Source organism: Paracoccus ferrooxidans (assembly GCF_029909815.1).
GTDB classification, from domain to species: Bacteria; Pseudomonadota; Alphaproteobacteria; order Rhodobacterales; family Rhodobacteraceae; genus Paracoccus; species Paracoccus versutus.
Genome location: NZ_CP038198.1, coordinates 286,613 through 309,148 on the forward strand (window position 1 = coordinate 286,613; position 22,536 = coordinate 309,148).

Genomic DNA, 22,536 nt, shown 5'->3' on the forward strand with positions numbered 1-22,536 from the left:
GTCCTGTTTCGTCCCGTCAGTTGGTTTCGCCGGCGGCGATATGGGTCTCGAGCCTCTGGCTGCCGGAGGCGGCCCCGTCGGGCTCGATCGACGCGATGCGCGCGTTCCGGCGCCCCTTCACGCCCGGCGGCGCGGTCGCGAACAGCGCATGCATGCCCAGCAGGCCGCCTTCCTGCGCCGGCGACCGCGGCCGGCCGAGCCTGTCGCAGGTGTCCCTGGTGATCCGCGGCCGGTCGAGGCCGCCGCTCGGCGGCATCCTGTCCGGGCTGGAGGGCGCGGGAGCCAGGGCGACGTCGGCCATGCCCGACGACAGCACCGAAAGCTGGCCCTTGCCCAGCTGCCCGGCATGGAACCCGGCCCGGCCGCCGGTCGCTTCGGCCACGGCATCGACAAGAACCTGGCCACCCTCCTGCCGCATGGAGTTGCTTGCCGGCCACGGATCGGAGACCTCGAGCGCTTGCGCCGCCGCATTTCCGGCGGTCATGAGCGGCAAGAGGCCCAGGGCGGCAAGCTTCGCCGGTCTTTTCATCGCCTTTTCCTCCCGCTGGTTACGAATTCGCCGGGCCAGGACAAGCCGGCCCGACAAGGGGTTGTCGCAGCGGCCGGATCGCCGGGTTCAGCCGGCCGGACCCTGGGGCGCCCTGGCGTCGAGATAATCCGCCAGGCCCAGGCGGCGCCGGGCGAAATACTGCATCTCGATCATCAGGCAGCCTGACGCCGAGACCAGCGGCCCGTGCGGCGTTCCCGGCGGGCGGATGACATAGGCCGGGGCGCGCAAGGTGATGCTGCTTTCCTTCTGCGTCAGCGCGCCCTCGATCAGCAGGGCCTCTTCCCAATGCGGATGGGTGAAGGCCGCGAAGGTCTCGCCGCCCGGTTCGAAGCGGACATGGCGGGTGCGAAACCCCTCGGCTTCCGCCTCGTCCCAGGCGCCGCTGAGCGGCTTGACGAATATGCCGGCGGTGCCGGCGACCGGCTCCCAACCCGTGGCCAGATCGACTTCGAGCATGCCGCGCCTTCCTTTTTCCCGGCGGTTCCGGGACGGGATGCGCGTCCCGGAGCGCATTCATTCAGCCTGCCGGAACGCCTCGAGGATCTCGGTGCCCGGCTTGCGGTTGTCGTTCATGCGCGCCGCCCAACCCTCGGCCACCGTCGCGGTCTTTTCGTTCCACAACGCGATCTCCTCGTCGCTCAGGACCGTCGGCTGATAGCCGTATTTGTCGATCATGTCCTGGCGGACCCTGGCCTCTTCGCCCTCGGTCCATCGGCACAGGTTCTCCTGCGCCTCGGCGGCGGCGGCGGTGATCTCTTGCCGGATGTTTTCGGGCAGGGATTGCCATTTGCTTTCCGCCATGGCGAAGACGATGGTCGCGGAACCCAGGTTCGGCCCCTCGGCGCCGTATTTGAACAGCGATTCAAGCTCATAGGGCGGCGCGGCGTGATAGGGCCAGATCGCGCCGTCGATGGTGCCGCGGCGCAGGGAATCGTTGATCTCGCTGGCCGTCAGCTGGATCGGAACCGCACCCAGGGCACGGACCGTCTGCTCCATGGCGGCACCCGAGGCCCGGATCTTCAGGCCCTGAAGGTCGGCCAGCGACCGGACCGGCTTGGTGGTGGTGGGAACCTTGTAGCCGGGAAGGATGGTCACGAACAGCGCGCGCATACCCTGGGGCTTGTATTCCGCTTCGGAAAGCACGCCGCCGGGCCTGGCGATTTCCCAAAGCTTGCGTGTCGCATCGCAGGCGTCCTCGTATTTCACCGGCAGTTCCGCCACGGTCGTCAGCGGCATCTTGTCGGATGCATAGGACGGGATCAGGACCACGATATCCGCCAGCTTGCTGTTGAGGACCGAGACATAGTCCTTGCCAAGCTGACCGGCGGGATAGACCTCATAGGACACCGTGCCGTCGCTGGCCTTGACCACGGCATCCGCCATGCGCCCCAGCCCCTCGACCCAGGCGTAATGGGTCGAGGAAAGCGGATGCGCAAAGCGCAGCTTCACCTCTTCCTGCGCCTGCAGCGGTTGCCCCAGCGCCAGGACGCCCGCCATCGCGACAGCGGCCATTTTCGTCGTCTTGTGCAGCATTTCTCCTCCAATATGCTGGGATGAAGCCGTTTTCGCTCAACGGTCTGTCTGTTGCCCGCCGTCCCCAGGGGGCGGCGTCGCGGTCATTCCCGGCTGCGATACGAGGAAACGGCAGGCATTTCGCATCACGCCATGCGATGCCGTCTCACAAGGATGGCGCAAGCCGGTCCTGGTGCCGATCAGGCGCTTTTCCGAAGCTCGGCTCCGGTGGCGTCGCGGTGCGTGTTCAGGGCAGGGCGGCTGGACGCCGCCCGCATTCGCTGGGGCGCGCTTAGAACGAGGCGGCGCCGGCGGTGATCCCGCCATCGACGGGAACGACGGCCCCGGTCATGAAGCTCGCATCCTCCGACAGCAGGAAGGCGATGACCGAGGCGACCTCCTCGGGGCGCCCCTCGCGCCCGATCGGATGGGCGGCGCGCATCTTGCGGGCGCGTTCGGGGTCGGCGAACATCGCCTCGGTAAAGGGCGAGTTGATGATGCCGGGCGCGACGCAGTTCACCCGGATGCCGCGCGGCGCCAGGTCCATCGCCGCGGCCCGCGTCAGGCCGATGACCCCATGTTTCGAGGTCACATAGGGCAGGCGGGCGGGCAGCCCCTCGAGCCCGGCCTGGGACGAGATATTGACCACCGCGCCGCTGTCGCGCCCCTCGCTGGCCTGGGCATAGGCCCGGCAGGTATGGAAGGAGCCGTCCAGGTTCGCTGCCATGTTGCTGCGCCACAACTCGTCCGTGGTGTCCGAGGCGCTGCCCCAGCCCTTGATGCCGGCGGCATTGACCAGATAGTCCACCGCGCCGAAGCGCTGCCTTGCCGCCTCGAAGGCCGCGACCACCTGGCCGTCGTCCGAGACATCCACCGCCACCGCCAGCAGCCGGTCGCCGCCGCCCAGTTCCGCCACCACCCGGTTCGCGTTTTCCTGTTGCAGGTCGGCGACGACGACATTGGCACCCTCGTCGAACAGCCTGCGGACCGTGGCCGCGCCGATCCCGCTGCCGCCGCCGGTGATGAATGCCGTCTTTCCTTCAAACCGTGCCATTCTCGTCTCCTCTCCGAGAGTTCTGGTCTTTCGCGATGCGTCGGGGGAAGCGGCCGGACCGAGTGCGCCGTCACCCCGCAGGCCGGAAGTCCCGCAGCGGAACCTCCAGCTTTCCGGCCAGCCCGGCGGGGATGCCCACCGACTTGACCTCGACATAGGAATCGAAGGCCTCCAGCCCCGCCTCGCGCCCGATGCCGGATTTCTTGAAGCCGCCCACCGGGCAGTAATATCCCGGCCCCACGCCGTTGATGTCCGTGGCCCCGGTCCTGATGCGGCGGGCGAGGCGCAGGGCGTGTTCATCCTCGGCGGCGAAGATCGCGCCATGCAGCCCGTATTGGGTGCCGTTGGCGATCTCGACCGCCTCGTCCTCGCCGTCGAAGGGGATCACGGCGATGACGGGGCCGAAGATCTCCTCCTGCGCGATGGCCGCCCCCGGCGCCACGTCCGAAAAGATCGTCGGCTCGACAAACCAGCCGTGGTTCAGGTGGCCCGGCCGGCCGCCGCCCAGGACCAGGCGCGCGCCCTCGGCCTTGCCCTTGGCGATATAGCCTTCGACCCGGTCGCGCTGGCGGGCGCTGACCATGGGGCCGATCTCGGTCGCCGGGTCCATCGGATCGCCCACCGGCATCGAGGCGACCATGGCGGAAAAGGCGTCCAGGAACTCGGCCTTGCGGTTGGCCGCGACCAGCACGCGGGTCTTGTTGCTGCAGATCTGGCCCGAATTGCGCAGCGAGGCGACGCGCAGCGATTCCACCGCCTTGGGAATGTCGGCGCCGTCCAGGATGATCGCCGCCGACTTACCGCCCAGCTCCAGCGTGATGCGGCGGATCTCGGCGCCGCAAAGCCCGCCCAGGCGCTGCCCGGCCGCGGTCGAGCCGGTGAAGCTGACCTTGTCCACGCCCGGATGCAGGCACAGGTATTCGCTGGTCTCGCGGTCGGCGGGGACGACGTTCACCACCCCCTTGGGCAGGCCCGCCCGCTCGAACAGCTCGGCCAGCAGATAGGCGTCGACCGGGGTTTCCGGCGCCGGCTTGAAGACGGCGGTGTTCCCCGCCAGCAGCGCCGGCGCCAGCTTGAGCATCGCCACCACCAGCGGGCCGTTCCACGGCGCCACCGCCGCGACTACGCCCAGCGGCTCGCGCAGGACCAGCCCGTAGCCCGAGGGCGACTGGCGCAGTTCCTCGAACGGATAGCGGTCCACGACATCCAGCGCGATGTCCAGCATCGCCCGCGCGCCCGCCGACTGCATCCATCTCGACAGCGTGATCGGGCTGCCCATCTCTTCGGTCACGAGCTGGGCGATCAGGTCTTCCTGCGCCTTGAGCCCGTCGCTCAGGCGGCGCAGGATCTCGCGCCGCTCGGCCAGCGGCATGCGCGGCCAGGGGCCCTGGTCAAAGGCGTTGCGCGCCGCCGCCACCGCCCTGTCGACATCGGCGCGATCGGCGGTGACGACGCTGGTCAGCCTTTCCTCAGTGAAGGGCGAGATCACATCGACGAATGCCGTCGAATGCGGCCGCACCCATTCCCCGCCGATGAAAAGCCGGTCGTGCCTTCCTTCCCAGATCATGATTTCCTCCTCCCATTCCTGCGGCGCCCCCTGTGGTGTGGTGTGCCTTGTTCATTCTGCGCATCGGAAGACGGGCAGGGTTTGTCTGCCGCGCTTGATGAAGGCGACCTCGACGGGGCGGCCGATGCGCATGTCCTCGGGCTTGCCCTCGATCTGGGTGAAGAGGTGATAGCCCTCCTCCAGCACCACGAAGCCGACGGTGTAGGGCGCGATCGCCTGCCAGGCCGGGGTCGGGCCGCGGCCCACCGTGCTGTGGGAATAGATCCGCCCCTTGCCCGAGGAGCGCCGCCATTCCAAGGCCTCGCCGTCGCATTCCGGGCAGAAGGACCGCGCCGGCCACACCACCGCGCCGCAGCCGGTGCAATGCTGGTAGGTCAGCTCGCCCCGCGCGCAGGCCTGCCAGTAGGGCGCGGCGTCCATCTGCGCATAAGGCTGCGGAAAGCCGTCGACATATTCGATTTCCATGGCATTTTTCCCCTTAGGTCCGGTTGCCGAGGATGGCGACGGCGCCGGCCGCCAGCATGCCGCCCGAGCCCTGCACCAGCACCGTCTGCGGCCGCTTCGACGGCGCCGCCCCCAGCGCGGTGCCGCGCAGCTGGCGGATGGCCTCGACATAGCTGTCCATGTTGCACGAAATCCCCGGCTGGCCAAAGGACAGCCAGCCGCCGTTGGTGTCCAGCGGCAGGTCGCCGTCGATGCCGGTGCGCCCCTCGCGGTAGAGCCGCGCGCCCTTGCCCTTTTCGGCAAAGCCCAGGTCCTCGAGGAGGATCGGCCCCATATGCGCGAAATTGACCGAGATCTGCGCCATGTCGATGTCGTCGCGGCCGATGCCGGCCTGGGCGAAGGCCTGGCGCGCCGCCTCGGCCGTCGCGGTATGGGTGATGTTGGGCAGCGGGCCCAGCGTGTCGAAGCGCGCCCGGCGCATGTTCATCCGGTCGCCCAGGTATTCATGGGTCGAGGCCGAGCCGTAGCCCAGCAGGTAGACCGGCGCCGCGAAGTTGCGGGCGTTCCCGGCCGAGGTCACCACCAGCGCCCCGCCGGTGCCGCCGCCCCAGGTCGAGCACATCCAGCGCCGCAGCGGGCTCGAGACATAGGGCGAGGCCAGCACCTTCTCCGCGTCGATCTCGCCGAAGCGGGCCTTGGCGGCATGGGGATGCTTCACGCCCCATGCCTGGTTGGCGATGGCGACCTGGGCGAAATCCTCCTCGGTCACGCCGAACTCGTGCATGTAGCGGCAGGCCGCCTGGGCATAGAGCGAGGGGATGGTGGGGCCGTAGGGGATCTCGAACTGCGGGTCGGCATCGGCCTCGGCGCCCATGGCCACCGCGTCGACGAAAAGCTCGGTGGCGTCGCTTTGCAGGCAGAGCACGTATTCGGCCTTGCCGGCGGCGATCATCTGCGCGGCCATGCCCAGGCTGGCGGTCAGGCCCGCGCCGTGCATCGTCAGCTCGCTGTTGATCGTCACCGGCATCTGCATGTGCGAGATGAAGATGTTGGACCATTGCGAGCGCTTGTCGGCCCAGGGCGAGCGGCCGGTGAAGACCGCGTCGACCTGCTGCCGGCCGATGCCGGCGTCCTTCAGCGCGGCGCGGGCGGCCTCGACCGCCAGCCGCATCGGATCCTTGCGGTTGTCGCGGCTGGCATAGGCATCGCCCATGCCGACGATGGCGGCGACAGGGCCGGTGGCGGGGCTGGGGCTCATGGCGTCAGTCCTTGAAGATCGGCGTGGCCTGGGCCATCAGTTCTTCCAGGTCGGCACGCTTGCGCAGCATCAGGATCGACCATTCGCTGCGCTGAAGCACGTCGCCGTTCTGATTATAGGCCTTGATCAGGAAGGTGCCGACACCGAACTTGTCGTCCTTGTCCTTCTTGGCGATGACCTCGCCGGTGGCATAGACCGTGTCGCCGATCTTGACCGGGTGCAGGAAACGCAGCTTGTCCACGCCGTAATTGGCCTGGATCGCCGGGCCGAACTGCAGGAGCCCCGAGATCAGCGAGAAGGTCAGCTGGCCCTGCACGATGCGTTCGCCCCAGCGGGTCTTGGACGAATATTCGGTGTTCGAGTGGATCTCGATCCAGTTGCCGGTCAGCATGCAGAAATTGACCACATCCGTTTCGGTCACGGTGCGGCCGGGCGAGCGGAAGACATGGCCGATTTCCAGCTCGTCCAGCGGGGTGTTGACGCGATTGTCCGCAATCATGGCTTCATCCTTTCAATGGGTTGCATCCTCCTTGGGGGAGGCGGCGCCGCGGCGGGGAGGCGACCGGCGGCGCCGCGCGACGCGGGTCAGAGCCGCATCGACTTCGAGATGATCGTCTTCTGGATCTGCGAGGTGCCGCCGCCGATCGTGGATTGCACGCTTTCGCGCAGGTAGCGCTCCATGTCGGCCTCGGGCAGGTTGGCGTGGCCGCCCAGCACCTGCATCCCGGTCAGCGCGCATTGCTTCAGCGTCTCGGAGCCATAAAGCTTGGCCATCGACACCTCGCGCGAGCAGGGGATCTTGGCGGCCGCCATGCGGGCGGCGCGATAGCACAGCAGGCGTGCGGCATCGACTTCGGTCTGGCGCTCGGCCAGCATGTGGCGCAGCACCTGGAAGTCCCAGATCGGGCGGCCGAACTGGATGCGTTCATGGGCGTATTGCGTGGCCTTGTTCACCGCGGTCTGGGCGTTGCCGACATAGGCGGCGGCGACCGAGCAGCGTTCCAGCTCCAGATGCGCCAGGATGATTTCCCAGCCCTGGCCTTCCTTGCCCAGGAGGGCGTTGCCGGGCACCTTGACTTCGTCGAGGAAGATCTCGGTGGTGCCGGTGGCGTGGCGCGACAGCGTCGGCAGCTTGTTGATGACCATGCCCGGCGTGTCGTTCGGGATCAGCAGGATCGACAGCCCGCCATGCTTGTCGTCGGCATCGGTGCGCACCAGCATGGCGATGACCGTGTCCCTGGCCGCGGCGCCCGAGCACCACAGCTTCGAGCCGGTGACGATCCAGTCGCCGTTCTCGTCGCGCCGCGCCCGCGTGGCGGTGTTCGAGGCGTCCGACCCCGCGCCCGGTTCCGAGATCGAGACCGAGAAGCGGATCTTGCCGTCGATGAAGGGCTTGATGTATTGCGCCTTCTGTTCTTCGCTGCCGTATTTCTGGATGTTCATCGCGGTGAAGGTCGGCACCAGGATGGCGGCGGCGAAGTCGAAGCCGTATTTGCCCAGGCCCTCGGCCATCAGCGTGTAGTCGAAGATGTCGCCGCCGGCGCCACCGTCCTCTTCCTTGAACAGCAGCCCCAGCCAGCCCTGCCTGGCGATCTTGTCATAGGCTTCATAGGGATAGTCGCGGTTCATGTCGCATTTGCGGATATATTCGACAGTCACCTCGTCATCCATGAAACGGTTCACCGTCTCAAGCCAAAGCGCCTGCCCCTCGTCCAGAAAATTCCTGTCCATTCCATCCTCCTAAATCCACAGTAAGGCGGGCCATTATTCCGGTATGCAAAATTAGATTCTGCTTTTGACGTTAGGATCGGGGCGGTGCGAAGCCAATTGACATTTTCCCAACCGCCGCTTCGGCAGAGCCGAATTGACGCGTTCGGCCGGCCGGCGTTCCGCATGGGGCTGCGGCTGCGGGGCCCCATGCCCGGCGCCGATGGCTGCTCTTGTGCCTTGGGCCGCGGGCCGCGACCTTCCGGGCAGGGTCGGCAGGGTCGGCAGGGTCGGCAGGGTCGGCAGGGTCGGCAGGGTCGGCAGGGTCGGCAGGGTCGGCAGGGTCGGCAGGGTCGGCAGCCCCGCGAGATCGTCCGGGTTCTGCCGTGGCGCGCATGTGTTCGCGACCGGCCGCGGATGCCTGGGCTGCCTGGTCGAACCATTCCGGCGGCGCGGCACAGGCAAGCCGGTTCGGCACGAGGCGGCGATGCCGGTCGGGGCGCGCCGCCTCGGCGGCAGGTTCCGGGGCTTTCGGCCCCGCATGGAAAGGCCGCCCAGGCATGATGCCAGGGCGGCGCCGGTGTTTCAGAGCCTGGCCCTGAAGAAGGGGCCGAGCTTCGCCATCGCCTCGCCCACCAGGTCGGGCTTGTCATAGAGGCCCAGGTGCGACGCGCCCGGAACGATGTGCAGGTGCTTGTCCTTGCTGGCGGCGCGGCGGAACAGGTCTTCGCTGATCCAGCGCGTGCCCGCATCCTCGCCGGCGACGATCTGGATCGGCTGGGTCAGGAACAGGTCGACCAGGTGGAAGGCGTCGAAGGTGACGAGCTGCGCCAGGCTGCGCACCGGCGCGATGCTGGGCGAGCTGGCACATTGCGCGCGCGGGGTGCGGTAATACTCGACCGCCTCGGCCAGGTCGGCGTTCGGGGCGTCCTCCGGCTTCTGCGGCACGATCGGATAATAGCCGGTCTCGGCGCCGTTCGCCTCGGCGGTGCGGGCGTTGGCGGCGTTTTCCAGCATGGCGAAGGCGCCGGTCAGGTCGTCGCGGCCTTCCCAGCCATTGCGCAGGATCGCGCCGTAATTGGTGGCGCTGACCGCGCCCACCGCCTTGATGCGGCGGTCGCTCATCGCCGCCGTCACGGTATAGGCGCCGCCGGCGCAGATGCCCATGGCGCCGATGCGGTCGCGGTCGACATAGGGCAGCGTCGTCAGGTAATCCACCGCGGCGCTGATGTCCTCGACCCGCGCATGGGGGTTTTCAAGCTGGCGCGGCTCGCCGGTGCTTTCGCCCTGACAGGAGGCGTCGAAGGCGATGGCGACGAAGCCCTCGGCCGCAAGCTTGCCGGCATAGATGCCCGCCGTCTGCTCCTTCACGCCGCCGGCGGGGTGGGTGACGACGATGGCGGGATAGGTCTTGCTTTCGTCGAAGCCGGCGGGAAGGTGCAGATGCGCGGCCATCTCGAGCGCGCCGTTCCTGAAGGTCACGGATTTCATCTTCGTCTCCTCTGTCATGCGATGGGGACGAAGATAGCGCCGGCGACGAGTCGCAATTAGACCGCTCAATCGGGATGCCGTGATTAGCTGGCCTTATGAATGCGCCCTCGCCGCGCCGAAGGGACGAGGGCCCAGGGCCGGGCTCAGACCCGGACCGGATGCACCAGCAGTTCCGCCTCGATCCGGCTGACCATGACGGCCAGGCGCGGGCCGACGTCGCTGCGAATCATCTCTTCCGTCAGGTGGAAGGACGGGCCCGAGCAGTTGAAGGCATAGACCCCGCCGTCGCGCGTCTTCAGCGCCGCGCCGACGCCGTTCACCGTCCGCTCGTAAGTGCCCAGCGAGACGCAATAGCCATGCGCGTCGAGTTCCTTGAACGCGGTGGCGAGGCGTTTCTTGAACTTGGGGAAGTCGGCCTTGTCGTGTTTCTCGATGGCCTCGACCAGGAAATCCCGCTCGCTTTCCGGCAGGGCGTGCAGATAGGCCATGCCCATGGCGGACCGCGCGATCGGGATGCGGGCGCCGACCTCGAGCCGCAGCGACACCGTCGCGCTGCCATGCGCCAGTTCCAGATAGGCCAGGTTCAGCCGGTCCCGGTTGCCGAGCGCCACCGAGATATTGGCGTGATTCGCCAGCTCCTGCATGTGCGGGCGGGCGACGCGGGTCAGGCTCATGCTGCCGAGATAGGCGTAGCCCAGCGACAGGACCGGGGTGCCCAGCGAATATTTCTCCAGCCGGGCGTTGTATTCCAGATAGCCCAGCGTGGTCAGCGTATGGGCGATGCGGGCGACGGTCGGCTTGGGCAGGCCGGTGCGCTGCGCGATCTCGAGGTTGCCCAGGAAGCCGTCGCCCGGTTCGAAGGCGCGCAGGACTTCCAGCCCGCGCGCCAGCGCGGTGATGAACTGGCGGTCGGTCTTTTCCTCGTCGGGACCGGGCAGGGACAAGAGGGTTTTGAAAGACCTGGCCAAGCTGAACTCCTGCTTTGTTGCGGGCTTCTGTCCCACGTTAGTCGGTTTTCTGCCAGAAACAAGCTTCTGCCAGGCGAAAGACGCAGCCGGGGGCCGCGGGCTGCGCCAGTATGCAAAATGTAATTCTGCATTGCAAAACCAGATTGGTTGGTTTAAACAGCCTGTCAACATCAACCCATGCTGCGGGAGGCGCGATTTGTTCAGCAGGCCGGAGGAACCCGACCACAGGCAACAGCTTCGGGAAAGCGTTGCGGATTTCGCCAATCGAGAGGCCACGCTTGCCGCGACTCGGGCGGGGCTGGCCACGCAGGCGGGCTTTTCGCATGAACGCTGGAAGACCATGGCCGAGCTGGGCTGGACCGGCATCCTGGTCCCCGAGGATGACGGCGGCCTGGCGATGGAACATGCGGATCTGGCGGCGCTGCATCACGAGGCCGGGCGCGCGGCCCTGCCGGAGCCGCTTGTTTGCGTTGGCATTCTTGCGATGCAGGCGCTGGTCCTGGGCGGCAATCAGGCGCTGAAGGACAGGCTTCTGCCCGGCCTGATGGGCGGCGACCTGCTGGCGACGCTGGCCTGGCAGGGCCGCGCCGGGGCGATGGGTTCGGGCGCCGTGGGGCCCAAGGCCGCGCCCGAGGGCGAGGGCTGGACCCTGTCGGGCCAGGCGCTGTTCGTGCCCCTGGCGCAAGAGGCCGGCGGCTATGCCGTGGCTGCCGATACCGGCGCGGGCATCCTGCTGGCCTGGATCGACCAGTCGCCCAAGGTGGTGCAGACCACCGCCCACACCGACGGATCGCGGCAATCGACGGTCGATCTCGACGGGGTCAAGGTCGATCCCGGCGCAGTCATCGCCTTTCCCGACCGCGGGGCGGCGATCCTCGACCAGTTGCTCGACATCGCCCGGCTGGCCGTCTCGGCCCAGTTGCAGGGGGTGATGGAGGCGGCGTTCCAGATGACGCTGGACTACATGAAGCAGCGGGTGCAGTTCGGCAAGCCCATCGCCTCGTTCCAGGCGATCCAGCACCGGGCGGTGAACCTTTACGTCCATATCGAGATGGCGCGTTCGGCCTTGCTGCGGGCCGCGGCGGCGATGGACGATCCTCATGCCGATGCGGCCAGCCGGGCCGCCCATGTCTCGGCCGCGAAAAGCCGGGCGGGCGATGCCGCGCAGCTGGTGGTCAAGGAATGCATCCAGCTGCATGGCGCCATCGGCTATACCGAGGAATGCGACCTCAGCCTTTACGTCAACCGGGCGCTGGCGCTGGCGGCATGGCTCGGCAATCCGCGCGCCCATCGCGCGCGCTGGTTCGAATTGCACAACGCCGGGGGGCAAGCCAATGGCCATTGATTACAATGCGATGGACGAGCAGGATTTCCGCAGGATGCTGCGGGATTTCATCGCCGCCGAATGCCCGCCGCACCTGATCAACCAGGCCCGCCGCGTCAACTGGCACGAGGCGAGGGACTGGTTCCTGAAGCTGTCGGCCAAGGGCTGGCTGGCGCCTGCCTGGCCGGTCGAGCATGGCTGCATGGGCCTGAACGTCGAGAAGATGCTGGCCTATCACGACGAATTCGACAGCGCCGGCGTCGCCCGCCATCCCGACATCGGCATCGTCATGCTGGGGATGCTGCTGGTCCGCTTCGGCACCGAGGCGCAAAAGGCGCATTACCTGCCGCGCATCCTGGCGGGCGAGGATGTCTGGTGCCAGGGCTATTCCGAACCGGGCGCCGGCTCGGATCTTGCCAGCTTGCGGACCTCGGCGGTGCTGGACGGTGATCACTGGGTCATCAACGGGCAAAAGATCTGGACCACGCTGGCGCAGGATTCGACCGACATCTTCATCCTGGCGCGCACCGATCCCGCGGCCAAGAAGCAGCAGGGCATCAGCTTCTTCCTGGCGCGGATGGACACGCCCGGCATCACCGTGCGCCCGATCAAGACCCTGGCCGGCGATGCCGAGTTCTGCGAGGTCTTCCTCGACGACGTGCGGGTGCCCAGGGACAATATCGTCGGCGCGGTCAATGACGGCTGGACCATGGCCAAGGCGCTGCTGGGTTTCGAACGCCTGACCCATGGCAGCCCGAAATTCGCGCAGATGGCACTCTTGCGGCTCGAGACGATGGGCCGCGAGCTGGGCATTTTCGACGACCCGTCCTTTGCCGCCACATATACGCAACTCGCGCTGGACGTTGCCGACCTGACCGCCACCTATGCCCGCTTTGCCGAGACGCTGAAGGGCGGCGGCGCGCTGGGGCCCGAGATCTCGATCCTCAAGCTCTGGGGGCCGGACCTCTACCAGCGCATCTCGGAATTCATGCTGGACGTGGCGCAGGAAAACGGCTCGGCCCTTGGCCCGACCCGGTTCGGCGGGGCCGAGGTGGACCCGCTGGGCTATTACTTCCTGTCGCGGCCGACCACGATCTACGGCGGCGCCAGCGAGATCCAGCGCAACATCCTGGCCAAGACCCTGCTGGGGATGCCCGGCTGACACCTTGCGCGAAGGCCGTGAAATGACCTGCCGGGGCCGCGTCCAAGGCCCTACGAAGCCTGTAGAGGGAGGATTTGGATGCAGGACGTCATTCTGAGGCAGAGCCCTGCCGACCAGCAGCATTACCGCGCGACCGGCGTCTGGCCCGACGAGACCTTCGCCGACGTGCTGCGCGCCCGCACCGCCGCCCATCCCGACCGCGAGGCGGTGACGGACGGCAAGGCCCGGCTGACCTATCGCCAGCTGGAGGATGCGATCATCCGCGTCGCCGACCTACTGGCCCGCAGCGGCATCCGTCCCGGCGACATCGTGGCGGTGCAACTGCCCAACTGGATCGAGTTCATCCCGGCCTATTTCGCCATCGAGCGCATCGGCGCCATCGGCGTGCCGGTCAGCATCGAGTTCCGCGCCCGCGAGGTCGATTACGTCCTGCGCACCACCGGGGCGCGCGGCATCATCACCTGCGCCGAATACAAGAAGTTCGACCACCAGGCGATGGTCCACGCCCTGCGCAAGGATCTGCCCGAGCTGGCATTCGTGGGCGTGGTGCGGGGGCAGCCGACCGGGGACGCGGTGGCGCTGGACCCGGTGATCTCCGCCTCGGGGCGGCCCCAGGGCTTTGCCGAGGTCGGGACCGACCCGAACGCGATGATGCGGATGATGTTCACCTCGGGCACCACCGGCAGCCCCAAGGGGGTGACGCATAACCACAACACCTCGCTGTGGCCGGCGCGGATGCTGAACATGGACATGGAGGTGGGCGAGGACGACGTGATGCTCCTCTACCTGCCGCTGGCGCTGAACTGGGGCTATCTCTCGGTGCTGCAGACCGTGCTGGCGGGCTGCAAGCTGGTCATCATGGAGAAATTCGCCGCCGAGCCCGCGCTTCAGGTGATCGAGGCCGAGCGCGTGACCTATGTCGCCACCGCCCCGGCGTCCATCGTGGCCATGCTGAACGTGCCGGGGCAGGAGCGATATGACCTCTCCTCGCTGAAGACGGTGATCTCGGGCGGCACCTCCTGCCCGCTGGAAACCATCCGCGCCTTCCGCGCCCGCATCCAGGGCGACCTGATCGAGCTTTACGGCATGCTGGAATGCGGCGGCTATCACACCTATACCCGGCGCAGCGACGACCCGGAAAAGGTTGCGGGCTCGGTCGGCAAATGCGGCACCGAGATGCGGCTGCGCATCTCGCCCATCGGCGGCACCGGCGCGGTGCCGCAGGGCGAGCCGGGCGAGATCCAGAGCCAGGGCCCGGCCACGCAGATGGGCTATTACAAGCGCCCCGAGGCCAATGCCGAGGCCTTTACCGAGGACGGCTGGTTCCGCAGCGGCGACCTGGGCATGATCGACGCGGACGGCAACCTGCGCATCGTCGGGCGGCTGAAGGAGATGATCAACCGTGGCGGCAAGAAATACTATCCGCGCGAGGTCGAGGAGATCCTCTACACCCACCCCAAGGTGCTGCATTGCGCGGTGATCGGCCTGCCCGACGAACGCCTGGGCGAGTCGAACTGCCTTTGCCTGGTGCCGCGTCCTGGCGAGAGCGCCACGCTGCAGGAGTTCGTGGATTTCCTCAAGAACGAGGTGGCGATCTACAAGCTGCCCGAACGGCTGGAGATCTTCGAGGAATTCCCGATGACGCCCACCGGCAAGTTCCAGCGCCATGAACTGATCAAGCAGGTCGTCGCCCGCGACGGCTAGGCCAGGCGCATCCCATTGCAACCCGCGCCGGCGTTCGCCGGTGCCCGTCATGGAGACAATCCCGGACATGAAAATCCTTGTCCCCGTCAAACGTGTCGTCGATTTCAACGTCAAGGTCCGCGTCAAGGCGGACGGCTCGGGCGTCGATACCGCCAGCGTCAAGATGTCGATGAACCCCTTCGACGAGATCGCCGTCGAGGAAGCTATCCGCCTGAAGGAAGCCGGCAAGGCCGATGAGGTCATCGCCGTCTCCGTCGGCCCCGCGCAGGCGATGGAAACCATCCGCACCGCGCTGGCCATGGGTGCCGATCGCGGGATCCTGGTCAGGACCGACGAGGCGGTCGAGCCGCTGGGCGTCGCCCGCGTGCTGAAGGCGCTGGCCGAGAAGGAGGGCCCCGGCCTGGTCATCCTGGGCAAGCAGGCCATCGACGGCGACAACAACCAGACCGGCCAGATGCTGGCCGCCCTGCTGGGCTGGGCGCAGGGCACTTTCGCGTCCAGGGTCGAGATCGGGGACGGCGAAGTGACCGTCACGCGCGAGGTCGACGGCGGGCTTCAGACCGTGCGGCTGAAGACCCCCGCCATCGTCACCACCGACCTGCGGCTGAACGAGCCGCGCTATGCCAGCCTGCCGAACATCATGAAGGCCAAGAAGAAGCCGGTCGAGGAGACGACGCCCGAGGCGCTTGGCGCGGACATCTCGCCGCGCCTCAGGGTGGTCAGGACCAGCGAGCCGGCGCAGCGGCAGGCGGGGATCAAACTCGGCTCGGTGCCCGAGCTGGTCGGCAAACTCAAGGAAGCGGGGGTTCTCTGATGGCCATTCTTCTGATCGCGGATCACGACAATTCCACCCTGTCCGATGCCACCGCCAAGGCGCTGACGGCCGCGGCCAGGATCGGCGGGCCGGTGCATGTGCTGGTCGCCGGCTCGGGCGCGCAGCCGGTGGTGGTCTGCCCCCTGAAAAGTGGTCCTCCCTGAAGTAGGCTATTGAGCCGTAGGAGGACGTTTGAATGCCCCAGAAGAAGCATAGACCTGAAGAGATCGTGGCGAAGCTGCGCCAGGTCGACGTGTTGTTGTCGCAAGGCCGATCGGTCGGAGAAGCGGTTCGTTCGATCGGCGTGACGCAGTTTACATACTATCGGTGGCGCAAGGAGTTCGGCGGCCTGAAGGGTGACCAGGTAAAGCGCCTAAAAGAGCTTGAGAAAGAGAATGACCGGCTGCGCAAGGCGGTGTCGGACCTGACACTCGAGAAGCTGATCCTGAAAGAGGCTGCCTCGGGAAACTTCTGAGCCCCGCTCGCCGTCGCCGTTGCGTCGATCATGTCATGGCGAAGTTCTCCGTGTCGGAGCGCTTTGCCTGCAAGGTTCTCGGCCAACACCGCTCGACCCAGCGCAAGAAGCCGCATGGCCGAGCCGATGAGGATGCGTTGACGGCTGATATCATCCGGCTTGCTTCCCGGTATGGGCGCTACGGCTACCGCAGGATCACGGCGATGCTGCGGTCCGAGGGCTGGAGGGTGAACGCCAAGCGTGTCGAACGAATCTGGCGGCGGGAGGGGCTCAAGGTTCCCCACAAGCAACCGAAGAGGGGTCGCCTCTGGCTGAATGACGGATCGTGCGTCCGGCTGCGGCCCGAGCACCCTAACCATGTCTGGTCCTATGACTTCGTCGAGGGTCGGACCCACGATGGCAGGAGATTCCGCATGCTCAACATCATCGACGAGTTCACCAGGGAATGCCTTGCAATCCGCATCGATCGCAAGCTCAACTCGACCGACGTCATCGACGCCCTGTCGGACCTGTTCATCCTGCGCGGCGTGCCGGGCCATGTCCGTTCCGACAACGGCCCGGAGTTCATCGCCAAGGCTGTACGGGAGTGGATCGTAGCCGTCGGCGCAAAGACAGCGTTCATCGAACCAGGAAGCCCTTGGGAGAACGGCTACTGCGAGAGCTTCAACTCGAAGCTCCGCGACGAACTGCTTGACGGTGAGATCTTCTACAGCCTCGCCGAGGCCAAGATCATCATCGAAGCCTGGCGGCGATACTACAACACCAAGAGGCCACACTCGTCGCTTGGATACAAGCCACCGGCACCCGAGGCCATCATCTGGCCTGCGCCAGCAAGCGGAGCAGCACCGTCATCTGCCCAGGCAATAGCCCCAAGGCCGATCATGAACTAAGATTGAAACCGGACCACCCTATGGGGTCAGGCCAGGTCAGCGCGCCCCGGACCGAGCTTTCCGAGAAATCGTCGCTGGTCTCGATCGGGGTGCCCGAAAGCTTGTTCGTCTCCGACAGATCCAGCCAATCTTGCCGCAGGCCGATGGTCGCGACGATACGGTCGTCGAAGGCAAGGTTCTGCTGCAGGAATACCGACTTGGTCGTGTATTCGGCCGAACTGTCATTGTAATAGGACAGGTTCGTCGGCGCGCCGCCCAGATCCAGATTGCTCAGGTCGATGGTGCCGGCATCCGCGTCGAACGCCGAAAGCGTCGTCGTCTCGGCGTCGCGGAACTCCAGCCCGGCAAGGGTGCTGCTGTCGAAGCGGCCGAATCTCGCGTCATATTGCAGGATGACGTTGCCGATCAGTTCCTTCGCAGTGCCCTCGCTTTGAATATAGCTGCGGCCGACGACGGTGCCGACCCGGTCCACCGAGTCGTTCAGATAGATATAGCCGTAATTGTCCTTGAGGTCGCTGTAGCGCAAATTCGCGCTCAGCCGCAGCCCGCCGCCGAAATCATGCGAGAAGAGGCCGGTGATGCTGCTGCGTTCGACATCCTGGTAGTTATAGTCGGCGACGCCGAAGAAATCCGCGCGATCGTATTCGCGATCCTTCGGATAGCCGCCGCTGTTGGGGCTGGCATCGCGGTTTAGATAGTCCACCACGACGCTGAGCCGGGTGGCGTCGTCCGGCTCCCAGGTCAGGCCGCCGATGTAGATCTGCGCATCGTCCTTGGAGGGCGAATACTCGCGCTCGCCGTCCTGCACCTTGGCGGCAAAGCGCCAGGCCAGGGTCTGCTCGGTATTCAGGGCATTGCCGAAATCCAGCCCGAGGGTGGCGGTGTTGTTCGAATCGTAGGACAGCGACGTGTCGGCGATGCGTTCGAATTTCGGGGTCTTGGTCACGAAGTTGATCGTGCCGCCGGGATCGGCCGTGCCGAACAGGGTCGAGTTGCCGCCCCGGATCACCTCGACGCGCTCGTAGATGAAGGGATCCTCGCGCACCCCGCGCATCGAGCCGAGCGTCAGCCCGTCCCGATAGCTGGTCGCCTGGAATCCGCGGACCAGAACATAGTCGTTGCGGTCGTCCGTCCCCCAATAGTCGGTGTGGATGCCCGCCGAATAGCTCAGCACCTCTTCCAGCGTGGTGGCCCTGCGGTCGCGCATCTCCTTTTCGGTGATCACCGAAACCGAGGCCGGGGTGTCGAGGATGCTGGTCGCTACCTTGCCGCCGACCCACAATTCGCTGGCGACGATCGTGTTCGCGTCGTCATCGAACGGGCCGCTGGCGTTGATGATGATCGGGGAAAGGCGATAGGGCGATTCCTCGGTTCCCGCCCCGGAATCCGGCGGGGCGGGATCCTGGGCCAGGGCCGGGGATGCGATCAGGGCGGTGCAGCCCAGCAGAAGGGCTGTAAGGTGGCGGCGGGGGCCGCGCCGGATGTCATGTGCCATGGTTCAAGGTCCCGCATGGATGTTGTCGTTGCTGCTGGCTGCCTGCGGATCAGAGGAGGGGCCGAGGCTGGCTGGTCTTGGAATGACGGCAGCCCCCCGGTGCCCGAGGCTGGGGCAGGGACGGCGTGGCGGTCATGCTGGCGGGGCTTCTAGGGCCGATGGCGCGAACCTGTCTTGTAGAATCCCACTTTTTTTGTCGGAATCTTTGGGAAAAAGCGGATACCTTGGTCGGCACGGGTTGACGCATGCCCGCTTGCGCGGGAAATCCGCAGGCGAACCTGCCAGGAAAGGCCATGACGATGCGGATTCTGCGCCCTGCGATGCTGGTCCTGATGACGGCCGCCGCCCCCGCCCTTGCGGATGAGGCCGGGTTTCCCGTCAGCATCCCGCACGCGTTCGGCACCACGACGATCACGGAAAAGCCGCTCCGCGTGGCGACGGTCGCCTCGGGCAATCACGAGGTGCCGCTTGCGCTGGGGGTCGTGCCGGTGGGCATGGCGGCGGCGAATTACGGCGACGACGACGGCGACGGCGTGCTGCCCTGGGTCGAGGAAAAGCTGGCCGAACTGGGCGCGGACACGCCGGCCTTGTTCGACGAAGGCGACGGTATCGATTTCGAGGCCGTCGCGGCGGTGGACCCCGACGTGATCCTTGCCGCCTATTCCGGGCTGACGCAGTCCGATTACGACACGCTGAGCCAAATCGCGCCGGTCGTCGCCTACCCGGATTCGCCCTGGACGACCGATTGGCGGCGGATGATCCAGATGAACAGCGCCGGCATGGGCATGGGGGCCGAAGGCGATGCGCTGATCGCCAGGATGGAGGCGCAGATCGCCGACACGCTTGCCGCGCATCCCGCCCTGCAGGGCAAGACCGCGATGTTCGTGACCCATCTGGACACCACGAACCTCAGCGTCGTGAATTTCTACACGGCCAACGATACGCGGGTGAAGTTCTTCCAGGATCTTGGCCTGTCGATGCCGAAAAGCGTCGTGGATGCGACGCAGCCGGGCAAGTTCGCGGGCTCGGTCAGTGCCGAGAATATCGACGCGTTCGAAGATGTGGACATCGTCGTGACCTATGGCAACCTGCTTTTGCTGGCCGCGATGAAGGCCGATCCTCTGGTCAGCCACATGCCCGCCGTCGCCCATGGCAGCATCGTCATGCTGAAGAACGATCCGGTCGGGAACGCGGCGAATCCGACGCCCCTGGGCATCGCATGGGTGCTGGACGATTACGTCGCCATGCTGGCCGAGGCCGCGCAGAAAGCCGAATGACCGAACCCGCGACCATCTTGCCGCGGCGCGCCGCGCGGGCGCGGCTGCTGTGGCTGGCGGTGGTCCTGGCCGCGCTGCTGCTGCTTGGCGCGCTGTCGGTGGCCATCGGCACCCGGCAGGTGGGGCTTGACGACATCCTGGCCGGGCTGCGCGGAGAGGTCGGAACGATTGCCCAGGCCGCCGTCTCGGCCCGCATTCCGCGCACGGTGCTTGCGGCGCTGGCCGGGGCCTCGCTTGGGCTTTCGGGCGCGTTGATGCAGGGGGTGACGCGCAATCCGCTGGCCGATCCGGGCATCCTGGGGGTGAATACCGGGGCGGCGCTGGCCGTGGTCATCGCGGTCGCCTGGTTCCAGATCAGCGCCGCGCACAGCTTCATCTGGGTCGCGATCTGCGGCGCCGGCGCGACGGCGGTCTTCGTCTATGCCATCGGCTCGCTCGGCCGAGGCGGCGCGACGCCGCTGAAGCTGGCGCTGGCGGGGACGGCGACCTCGATCGCCTTCTACTCGCTGGTGGTGGCGGTGATGCTGACGCGCGGCGACATCGCCGGGGGCTTGCAGGCCTGGCAGATCGGCGGCGTCGGCGGGGCGACATTCGCGCGGATGCAGCCGGTGCTGCCTTTCCTTGCCGTCGGGCTGCTGCTGGCGATGGCATCCGCGCGCAAGCTGAACTCGCTGGCGCTGGGGGATGAGATGGCGGCGGGACTGGGCGAGCGTGTCGCGGTTGCGCGCGCAACGGCTGCGCTGTCGGCGATCCTGCTTTGCGGGGCGACAACCGCGGTCTGCGGCCCCATCGGCTTCGTCGGGCTGATCGTGCCGCATCTGTGCCGCCTGCTGGTGGGCGTCGATCATCGCTGGCTTCTGCCGTTCTCGGCCCTGACCGGGGCGGCGCTGCTGGTCGCGTCCGACGTGGTCGGCCGCATCATCGCCCGCCCCGGAGAGCTGGACGTCGGCATCGTCACCGCCTTCATCGGCGCGCCCTTCTTCATCTGGATCGTCCGCCGCCAGAGGGTCCGCGAGCTATGATCGCCGATGCCGTCACCGCCGGGCGCCTGCGCCGCGCGCGTTACCGCAGCCGGGTGATCTGGACGGCGCTCGTGCTGCTGGCGGCGGGGTTCGCCGTCACGCTGATGCTGGGCCAAAGCTTCACCCCGCCGCAGGACGTGCTGCGGGTGCTGGCCGGGCACGAGGTGCCTGGCGCCTCCTTCACCGTCGGGCAGTTGCGCCTGCCGCGCGCGGTCATGGCGATCCTGGCGGGCCTGTCCTTCGGCCTTGGCGGCGCGGCGTTCCAGATCATGCTGCGCAACCCGCTGGCCAGCCCCGACATCATCGGCATCAGCTCGGGCGCCAGCGCCGCGGCGGTCTTTGCCATCGTCGTGATGGGCCTCGACGGCGCGGCGGTGTCGGTCTTTGCCGTCCTTGCCGGGCTGGGCGTGGCGATCGCGATCTATGCGCTGTCCTTTCGCGGCGGCGTCGCCGGCACGCGGCTGATCCTGGTCGGCATCGGCGTGCAGGCGATGATGCAAAGCTTCATCTCCTACACGCTGTCGCGCGCGCCCTCGTGGGATCTGCAAGAGGCGATCCGCTGGCTGGCGGGCAGTCTCAACGGCGCGCAGCTGGCGCAGGCCGTGCCGGTGCTGCTGTCGCTGCTGGTCTTCGGCGGGCTGCTGGTCTTGCGCACGCGCGATCTCGAGGCGCTGCGGCTGGGCGATGATGCGGCCTCGGCGCTGGGCACCGATGTCGGACGGACACGCGCCCTCGTGGTGGTCACGGCGGTCGGGCTGATCGCGGTGGCGACGGCGGTGGTCGGGCCGATCTCCTTCGTCGCCTTCCTTGCCGGGCCGATTGCGGCGCGGATCGTCGGGCCGAACGGTTCGGCCCTGCTGCCCGCCGCGCTGGTGGGCGCGGCGCTGGTGCTGGCCGGCGATTACGCCGGGCAGTTCCTGCTGCCGGGGCGCTATCCCGTGGGCGTCGTGACCGGGGCCCTGGGCGCGCCTTACCTCATCTATCTCATCATCCGCGTCAACCGCACCGGAGGCTCGCTGTGACCGCCCATACCCTTTGCGTGCAGCAGCTGTCGGCCGGCTATGGCGACCGGCTGATCCTTGAGGGGCTGGACCTCGACGTGCTGCCGGGCCGGATGACGGCGATCGTCGGGGCCAATGCCTGCGGGAAATCGACGTTGCTGCGGTCGATGTCGCGGCTGCTTGCGCCGCGTGGCGGGCAGGTGCTGCTGGACGGCAAGGCGGTGCATCGCATGGCGCCGCGCAAGCTGGCGCAGGTGCTGGGCCTTCTGCCGCAATCGCCCACGGCGCCCGAGGGGATCACCGTGGCCGATCTGGTCAGCCGGGGCCGCCATCCGCATCACGGCATCCTGTCCCGCTGGAGCCGCAGCGACGACCAGGCCGTCGCCGCCGCGCTGGAGGCCACGCGCACCGCCGACCTGGCCGAGCGCGCCGTGGACGAGCTGTCGGGCGGGCAGCGCCAGCGCGTCTGGATCGCGATGGCGCTGGCGCAGGAAACCGACCTGCTGCTCTTGGACGAGCCGACGACATTCCTGGACATCGCCCATCAGGTCGAGGTGCTGGACCTGCTGTGCGACCTGAACCAGCGCCGCGGCACGACCATCGTGATGGTTCTGCACGACCTCAACCTTGCCGCGCGCTATGCCGATCACCTGGTGGCGATGGCGGCGGGGCGGCTGCATGTGTCGGGCAGCCCGGAGGAGGTGCTGACGGCGGCGAATGTGCGGGCGGTGTTCGGGCTGGACAGCCGGATCATCGCGGACCCGACCTCGGGGCGCCCGATGATGCTGCCCATCGGGCGGCACCGGATGGCGGGCGCGTGA

The 22,536-nt window shown here is 67.3% G+C and carries 22 protein-coding genes; 10 read left to right on the forward strand and 12 right to left on the reverse strand.

Features of this window, described 5'->3' with window-relative positions; translation table 11 throughout:
- Nucleotides 1–16: 16 nt before the first annotated feature.
- From E3U26_RS01425 to E3U26_RS01475, 11 genes are all read right to left on the reverse strand, one after another.
- Nucleotides 17–529: a type 2 periplasmic-binding domain-containing protein gene (locus E3U26_RS01425; protein WP_499105216.1), complete on the reverse strand. Its 513-nt coding sequence runs from the start codon at nucleotides 527–529 to the stop codon at nucleotides 17–19.
- Nucleotides 530–616: 87 nt separating this feature from the next.
- Nucleotides 617–1,006 (reverse strand): cupin domain-containing protein, encoded by a 390-nt coding sequence (locus tag E3U26_RS01430; RefSeq protein ID WP_499105217.1) that lies wholly within the window; start codon nucleotides 1,004–1,006, stop codon nucleotides 617–619.
- Nucleotides 1,007–1,063: 57 nt separating this feature from the next.
- Nucleotides 1,064–2,062 carry a TRAP transporter substrate-binding protein DctP gene (dctP, locus tag E3U26_RS01435; protein WP_214272641.1) on the reverse strand — a complete coding sequence of 333 codons (999 nt, stop codon included), beginning with the start codon at nucleotides 2,060–2,062 and terminating at the stop codon, nucleotides 1,064–1,066.
- A gap of 292 nt (nucleotides 2,063–2,354) precedes the next feature.
- Complete coding sequence (locus tag E3U26_RS01440) at nucleotides 2,355–3,116, reverse strand: SDR family NAD(P)-dependent oxidoreductase (RefSeq protein ID WP_499105218.1); 762 nt, start codon at nucleotides 3,114–3,116, stop codon at nucleotides 2,355–2,357.
- Between the two features lie 70 nt (nucleotides 3,117–3,186).
- Entirely contained in the window at nucleotides 3,187–4,683 is a 1,497-nt protein-coding gene (locus E3U26_RS01445) for an aldehyde dehydrogenase (RefSeq protein WP_499105219.1), read from the reverse strand.
- Between the two features lie 51 nt (nucleotides 4,684–4,734).
- Nucleotides 4,735–5,148: a Zn-ribbon domain-containing OB-fold protein gene (locus E3U26_RS01450; RefSeq protein ID WP_036761365.1), complete on the reverse strand. Its 414-nt coding sequence runs from the start codon at nucleotides 5,146–5,148 to the stop codon at nucleotides 4,735–4,737.
- Nucleotides 5,149–5,161: 13 nt separating this feature from the next.
- Nucleotides 5,162–6,385 carry a thiolase family protein gene (locus E3U26_RS01455; RefSeq protein WP_114537206.1) on the reverse strand — a complete coding sequence of 408 codons (1,224 nt, stop codon included), beginning with the start codon at nucleotides 6,383–6,385 and terminating at the stop codon, nucleotides 5,162–5,164.
- Nucleotides 6,386–6,389: 4 nt separating this feature from the next.
- On the reverse strand, nucleotides 6,390–6,884 hold the full coding sequence (locus E3U26_RS01460) for a MaoC family dehydratase (protein ID WP_036761367.1): 495 nt from the start codon (nucleotides 6,882–6,884) through the stop codon (nucleotides 6,390–6,392).
- Nucleotides 6,885–6,970: 86 nt separating this feature from the next.
- Entirely contained in the window at nucleotides 6,971–8,116 is a 1,146-nt protein-coding gene (locus tag E3U26_RS01465; RefSeq protein ID WP_114537205.1) for an acyl-CoA dehydrogenase family protein, read from the reverse strand.
- Between the two features lie 561 nt (nucleotides 8,117–8,677).
- Nucleotides 8,678–9,583 (reverse strand): alpha/beta hydrolase, encoded by a 906-nt coding sequence (locus E3U26_RS01470; RefSeq protein WP_072464246.1) that lies wholly within the window; start codon nucleotides 9,581–9,583, stop codon nucleotides 8,678–8,680.
- A 143-nt stretch (nucleotides 9,584–9,726) separates the two neighbouring features.
- On the reverse strand, nucleotides 9,727–10,551 hold the full coding sequence (locus E3U26_RS01475) for an IclR family transcriptional regulator (RefSeq protein ID WP_052096306.1): 825 nt from the start codon (nucleotides 10,549–10,551) through the stop codon (nucleotides 9,727–9,729).
- A gap of 196 nt (nucleotides 10,552–10,747) precedes the next feature.
- Here E3U26_RS01475 and E3U26_RS01480 point away from each other — a divergent pair, with 196 nt between their 5' ends.
- The 6 genes from E3U26_RS01480 (at nucleotide 10,748) to E3U26_RS01505 (ending at nucleotide 16,920) form a co-directional block, all read left to right on the forward strand.
- Nucleotides 10,748–11,896 carry an acyl-CoA dehydrogenase family protein gene (locus E3U26_RS01480; RefSeq protein WP_499105221.1) on the forward strand — a complete coding sequence of 383 codons (1,149 nt, stop codon included), beginning with the start codon at nucleotides 10,748–10,750 and terminating at the stop codon, nucleotides 11,894–11,896.
- Nucleotides 11,886–13,037 carry an acyl-CoA dehydrogenase family protein gene (locus tag E3U26_RS01485; RefSeq protein WP_499105222.1) on the forward strand — a complete coding sequence of 384 codons (1,152 nt, stop codon included), beginning with the start codon at nucleotides 11,886–11,888 and terminating at the stop codon, nucleotides 13,035–13,037. Before E3U26_RS01480 ends, E3U26_RS01485 begins: the two co-directional genes overlap by 11 nt.
- A 78-nt stretch (nucleotides 13,038–13,115) precedes the next feature.
- Nucleotides 13,116–14,741 (forward strand): (2,3-dihydroxybenzoyl)adenylate synthase, encoded by a 1,626-nt coding sequence (locus E3U26_RS01490; RefSeq protein ID WP_499105223.1) that lies wholly within the window; start codon nucleotides 13,116–13,118, stop codon nucleotides 14,739–14,741.
- Between the two features lie 67 nt (nucleotides 14,742–14,808).
- On the forward strand, nucleotides 14,809–15,555 hold the full coding sequence (locus tag E3U26_RS01495) for an electron transfer flavoprotein subunit beta/FixA family protein (RefSeq protein WP_072464241.1): 747 nt from the start codon (nucleotides 14,809–14,811) through the stop codon (nucleotides 15,553–15,555).
- Nucleotides 15,555–15,719 carry a hypothetical protein gene (locus tag E3U26_RS01500; RefSeq protein WP_499105224.1) on the forward strand — a complete coding sequence of 55 codons (165 nt, stop codon included), beginning with the start codon at nucleotides 15,555–15,557 and terminating at the stop codon, nucleotides 15,717–15,719. Before E3U26_RS01495 ends, E3U26_RS01500 begins: the two co-directional genes overlap by 1 nt.
- A 32-nt stretch (nucleotides 15,720–15,751) precedes the next feature.
- Nucleotides 15,752–16,920, forward strand: a protein-coding gene (locus E3U26_RS01505) for an IS3 family transposase (protein WP_499105226.1) whose coding sequence is annotated in 2 segments (ribosomal slippage) — nucleotides 15,752–16,016 and nucleotides 16,016–16,920 — 1,170 coding nt in all. Because the reading frame shifts where the segments join, the coding sequence is not laid out codon by codon here.
- On the opposite strand, the gene E3U26_RS01510 is transcribed toward E3U26_RS01505, so the two are convergent.
- On the reverse strand, nucleotides 16,910–18,415 hold the full coding sequence (locus tag E3U26_RS01510; protein ID WP_499105228.1) for a TonB-dependent siderophore receptor: 1,506 nt from the start codon (nucleotides 18,413–18,415) through the stop codon (nucleotides 16,910–16,912). The genes E3U26_RS01505 and E3U26_RS01510 overlap by 11 nt on opposite strands.
- Before the next feature lie 293 nt (nucleotides 18,416–18,708).
- Here E3U26_RS01510 and E3U26_RS01515 point away from each other — a divergent pair, with 293 nt between their 5' ends.
- Genes E3U26_RS01515 through E3U26_RS01530 form a run of 4 tightly spaced genes read left to right on the forward strand, consistent with a single transcriptional unit; the run spans nucleotide 18,709 to nucleotide 22,536 of the window.
- Nucleotides 18,709–19,692: an iron-siderophore ABC transporter substrate-binding protein gene (locus tag E3U26_RS01515; protein WP_036755034.1), complete on the forward strand. Its 984-nt coding sequence runs from the start codon at nucleotides 18,709–18,711 to the stop codon at nucleotides 19,690–19,692.
- Entirely contained in the window at nucleotides 19,689–20,714 is a 1,026-nt protein-coding gene (locus E3U26_RS01520; protein WP_499105230.1) for a FecCD family ABC transporter permease, read from the forward strand. The genes E3U26_RS01515 and E3U26_RS01520 overlap by 4 nt, the downstream gene beginning before the upstream one ends.
- Entirely contained in the window at nucleotides 20,711–21,736 is a 1,026-nt protein-coding gene (locus E3U26_RS01525; protein ID WP_499105231.1) for a FecCD family ABC transporter permease, read from the forward strand. Before E3U26_RS01520 ends, E3U26_RS01525 begins: the two co-directional genes overlap by 4 nt.
- The gene (locus E3U26_RS01530) at nucleotides 21,733–22,536 is read left to right on the forward strand and encodes an ABC transporter ATP-binding protein (RefSeq protein ID WP_499105232.1); all 804 of its coding nucleotides are present in this window, start codon (nucleotides 21,733–21,735) and stop codon (nucleotides 22,534–22,536) included. The genes E3U26_RS01525 and E3U26_RS01530 overlap by 4 nt, the downstream gene beginning before the upstream one ends.

What these genes read in the sequence shown, in the direction of transcription:
- E3U26_RS01425 (WP_499105216.1), bottom strand. Translation starts at nt 529, where the DNA reads ATGAAAAGACCGGCGAAGCTTGCCGCCCTGGGCCTCTTGCCGCTCATG.
- E3U26_RS01430 (WP_499105217.1), bottom strand. Translation starts at nt 1,006, where the DNA reads ATGCTCGAAGTCGATCTGGCCACGGGTTGGGAGCCGGTCGCCGGCACC.
- dctP (WP_214272641.1), bottom strand. Translation starts at nt 2,062, where the DNA reads ATGGCCGCTGTCGCGATGGCGGGCGTCCTGGCGCTGGGGCAACCGCTG.
- E3U26_RS01440 (WP_499105218.1), bottom strand. Translation starts at nt 3,116, where the DNA reads ATGGCACGGTTTGAAGGAAAGACGGCATTCATCACCGGCGGCGGCAGC.
- E3U26_RS01445 (WP_499105219.1), bottom strand. Translation starts at nt 4,683, where the DNA reads ATGATCTGGGAAGGAAGGCACGACCGGCTTTTCATCGGCGGGGAATGG.
- E3U26_RS01450 (WP_036761365.1), bottom strand. Translation starts at nt 5,148, where the DNA reads ATGGAAATCGAATATGTCGACGGCTTTCCGCAGCCTTATGCGCAGATG.
- E3U26_RS01455 (WP_114537206.1), bottom strand. Translation starts at nt 6,385, where the DNA reads ATGAGCCCCAGCCCCGCCACCGGCCCTGTCGCCGCCATCGTCGGCATG.
- E3U26_RS01460 (WP_036761367.1), bottom strand. Translation starts at nt 6,884, where the DNA reads ATGATTGCGGACAATCGCGTCAACACCCCGCTGGACGAGCTGGAAATC.
- E3U26_RS01465 (WP_114537205.1), bottom strand. Translation starts at nt 8,116, where the DNA reads ATGGACAGGAATTTTCTGGACGAGGGGCAGGCGCTTTGGCTTGAGACG.
- E3U26_RS01470 (WP_072464246.1), bottom strand. Translation starts at nt 9,583, where the DNA reads ATGAAATCCGTGACCTTCAGGAACGGCGCGCTCGAGATGGCCGCGCAT.
- E3U26_RS01485 (WP_499105222.1), top strand. Translation starts at nt 11,886, where the DNA reads ATGGCCATTGATTACAATGCGATGGACGAGCAGGATTTCCGCAGGATG.
- E3U26_RS01490 (WP_499105223.1), top strand. Translation starts at nt 13,116, where the DNA reads ATGCAGGACGTCATTCTGAGGCAGAGCCCTGCCGACCAGCAGCATTAC.
- E3U26_RS01495 (WP_072464241.1), top strand. Translation starts at nt 14,809, where the DNA reads ATGAAAATCCTTGTCCCCGTCAAACGTGTCGTCGATTTCAACGTCAAG.
- E3U26_RS01500 (WP_499105224.1), top strand. Translation starts at nt 15,555, where the DNA reads ATGGCCATTCTTCTGATCGCGGATCACGACAATTCCACCCTGTCCGAT.
- E3U26_RS01510 (WP_499105228.1), bottom strand. Translation starts at nt 18,415, where the DNA reads ATGGCACATGACATCCGGCGCGGCCCCCGCCGCCACCTTACAGCCCTT.
- E3U26_RS01515 (WP_036755034.1), top strand. Translation starts at nt 18,709, where the DNA reads ATGACGATGCGGATTCTGCGCCCTGCGATGCTGGTCCTGATGACGGCC.
- E3U26_RS01520 (WP_499105230.1), top strand. Translation starts at nt 19,689, where the DNA reads ATGACCGAACCCGCGACCATCTTGCCGCGGCGCGCCGCGCGGGCGCGG.
- E3U26_RS01525 (WP_499105231.1), top strand. Translation starts at nt 20,711, where the DNA reads ATGATCGCCGATGCCGTCACCGCCGGGCGCCTGCGCCGCGCGCGTTAC.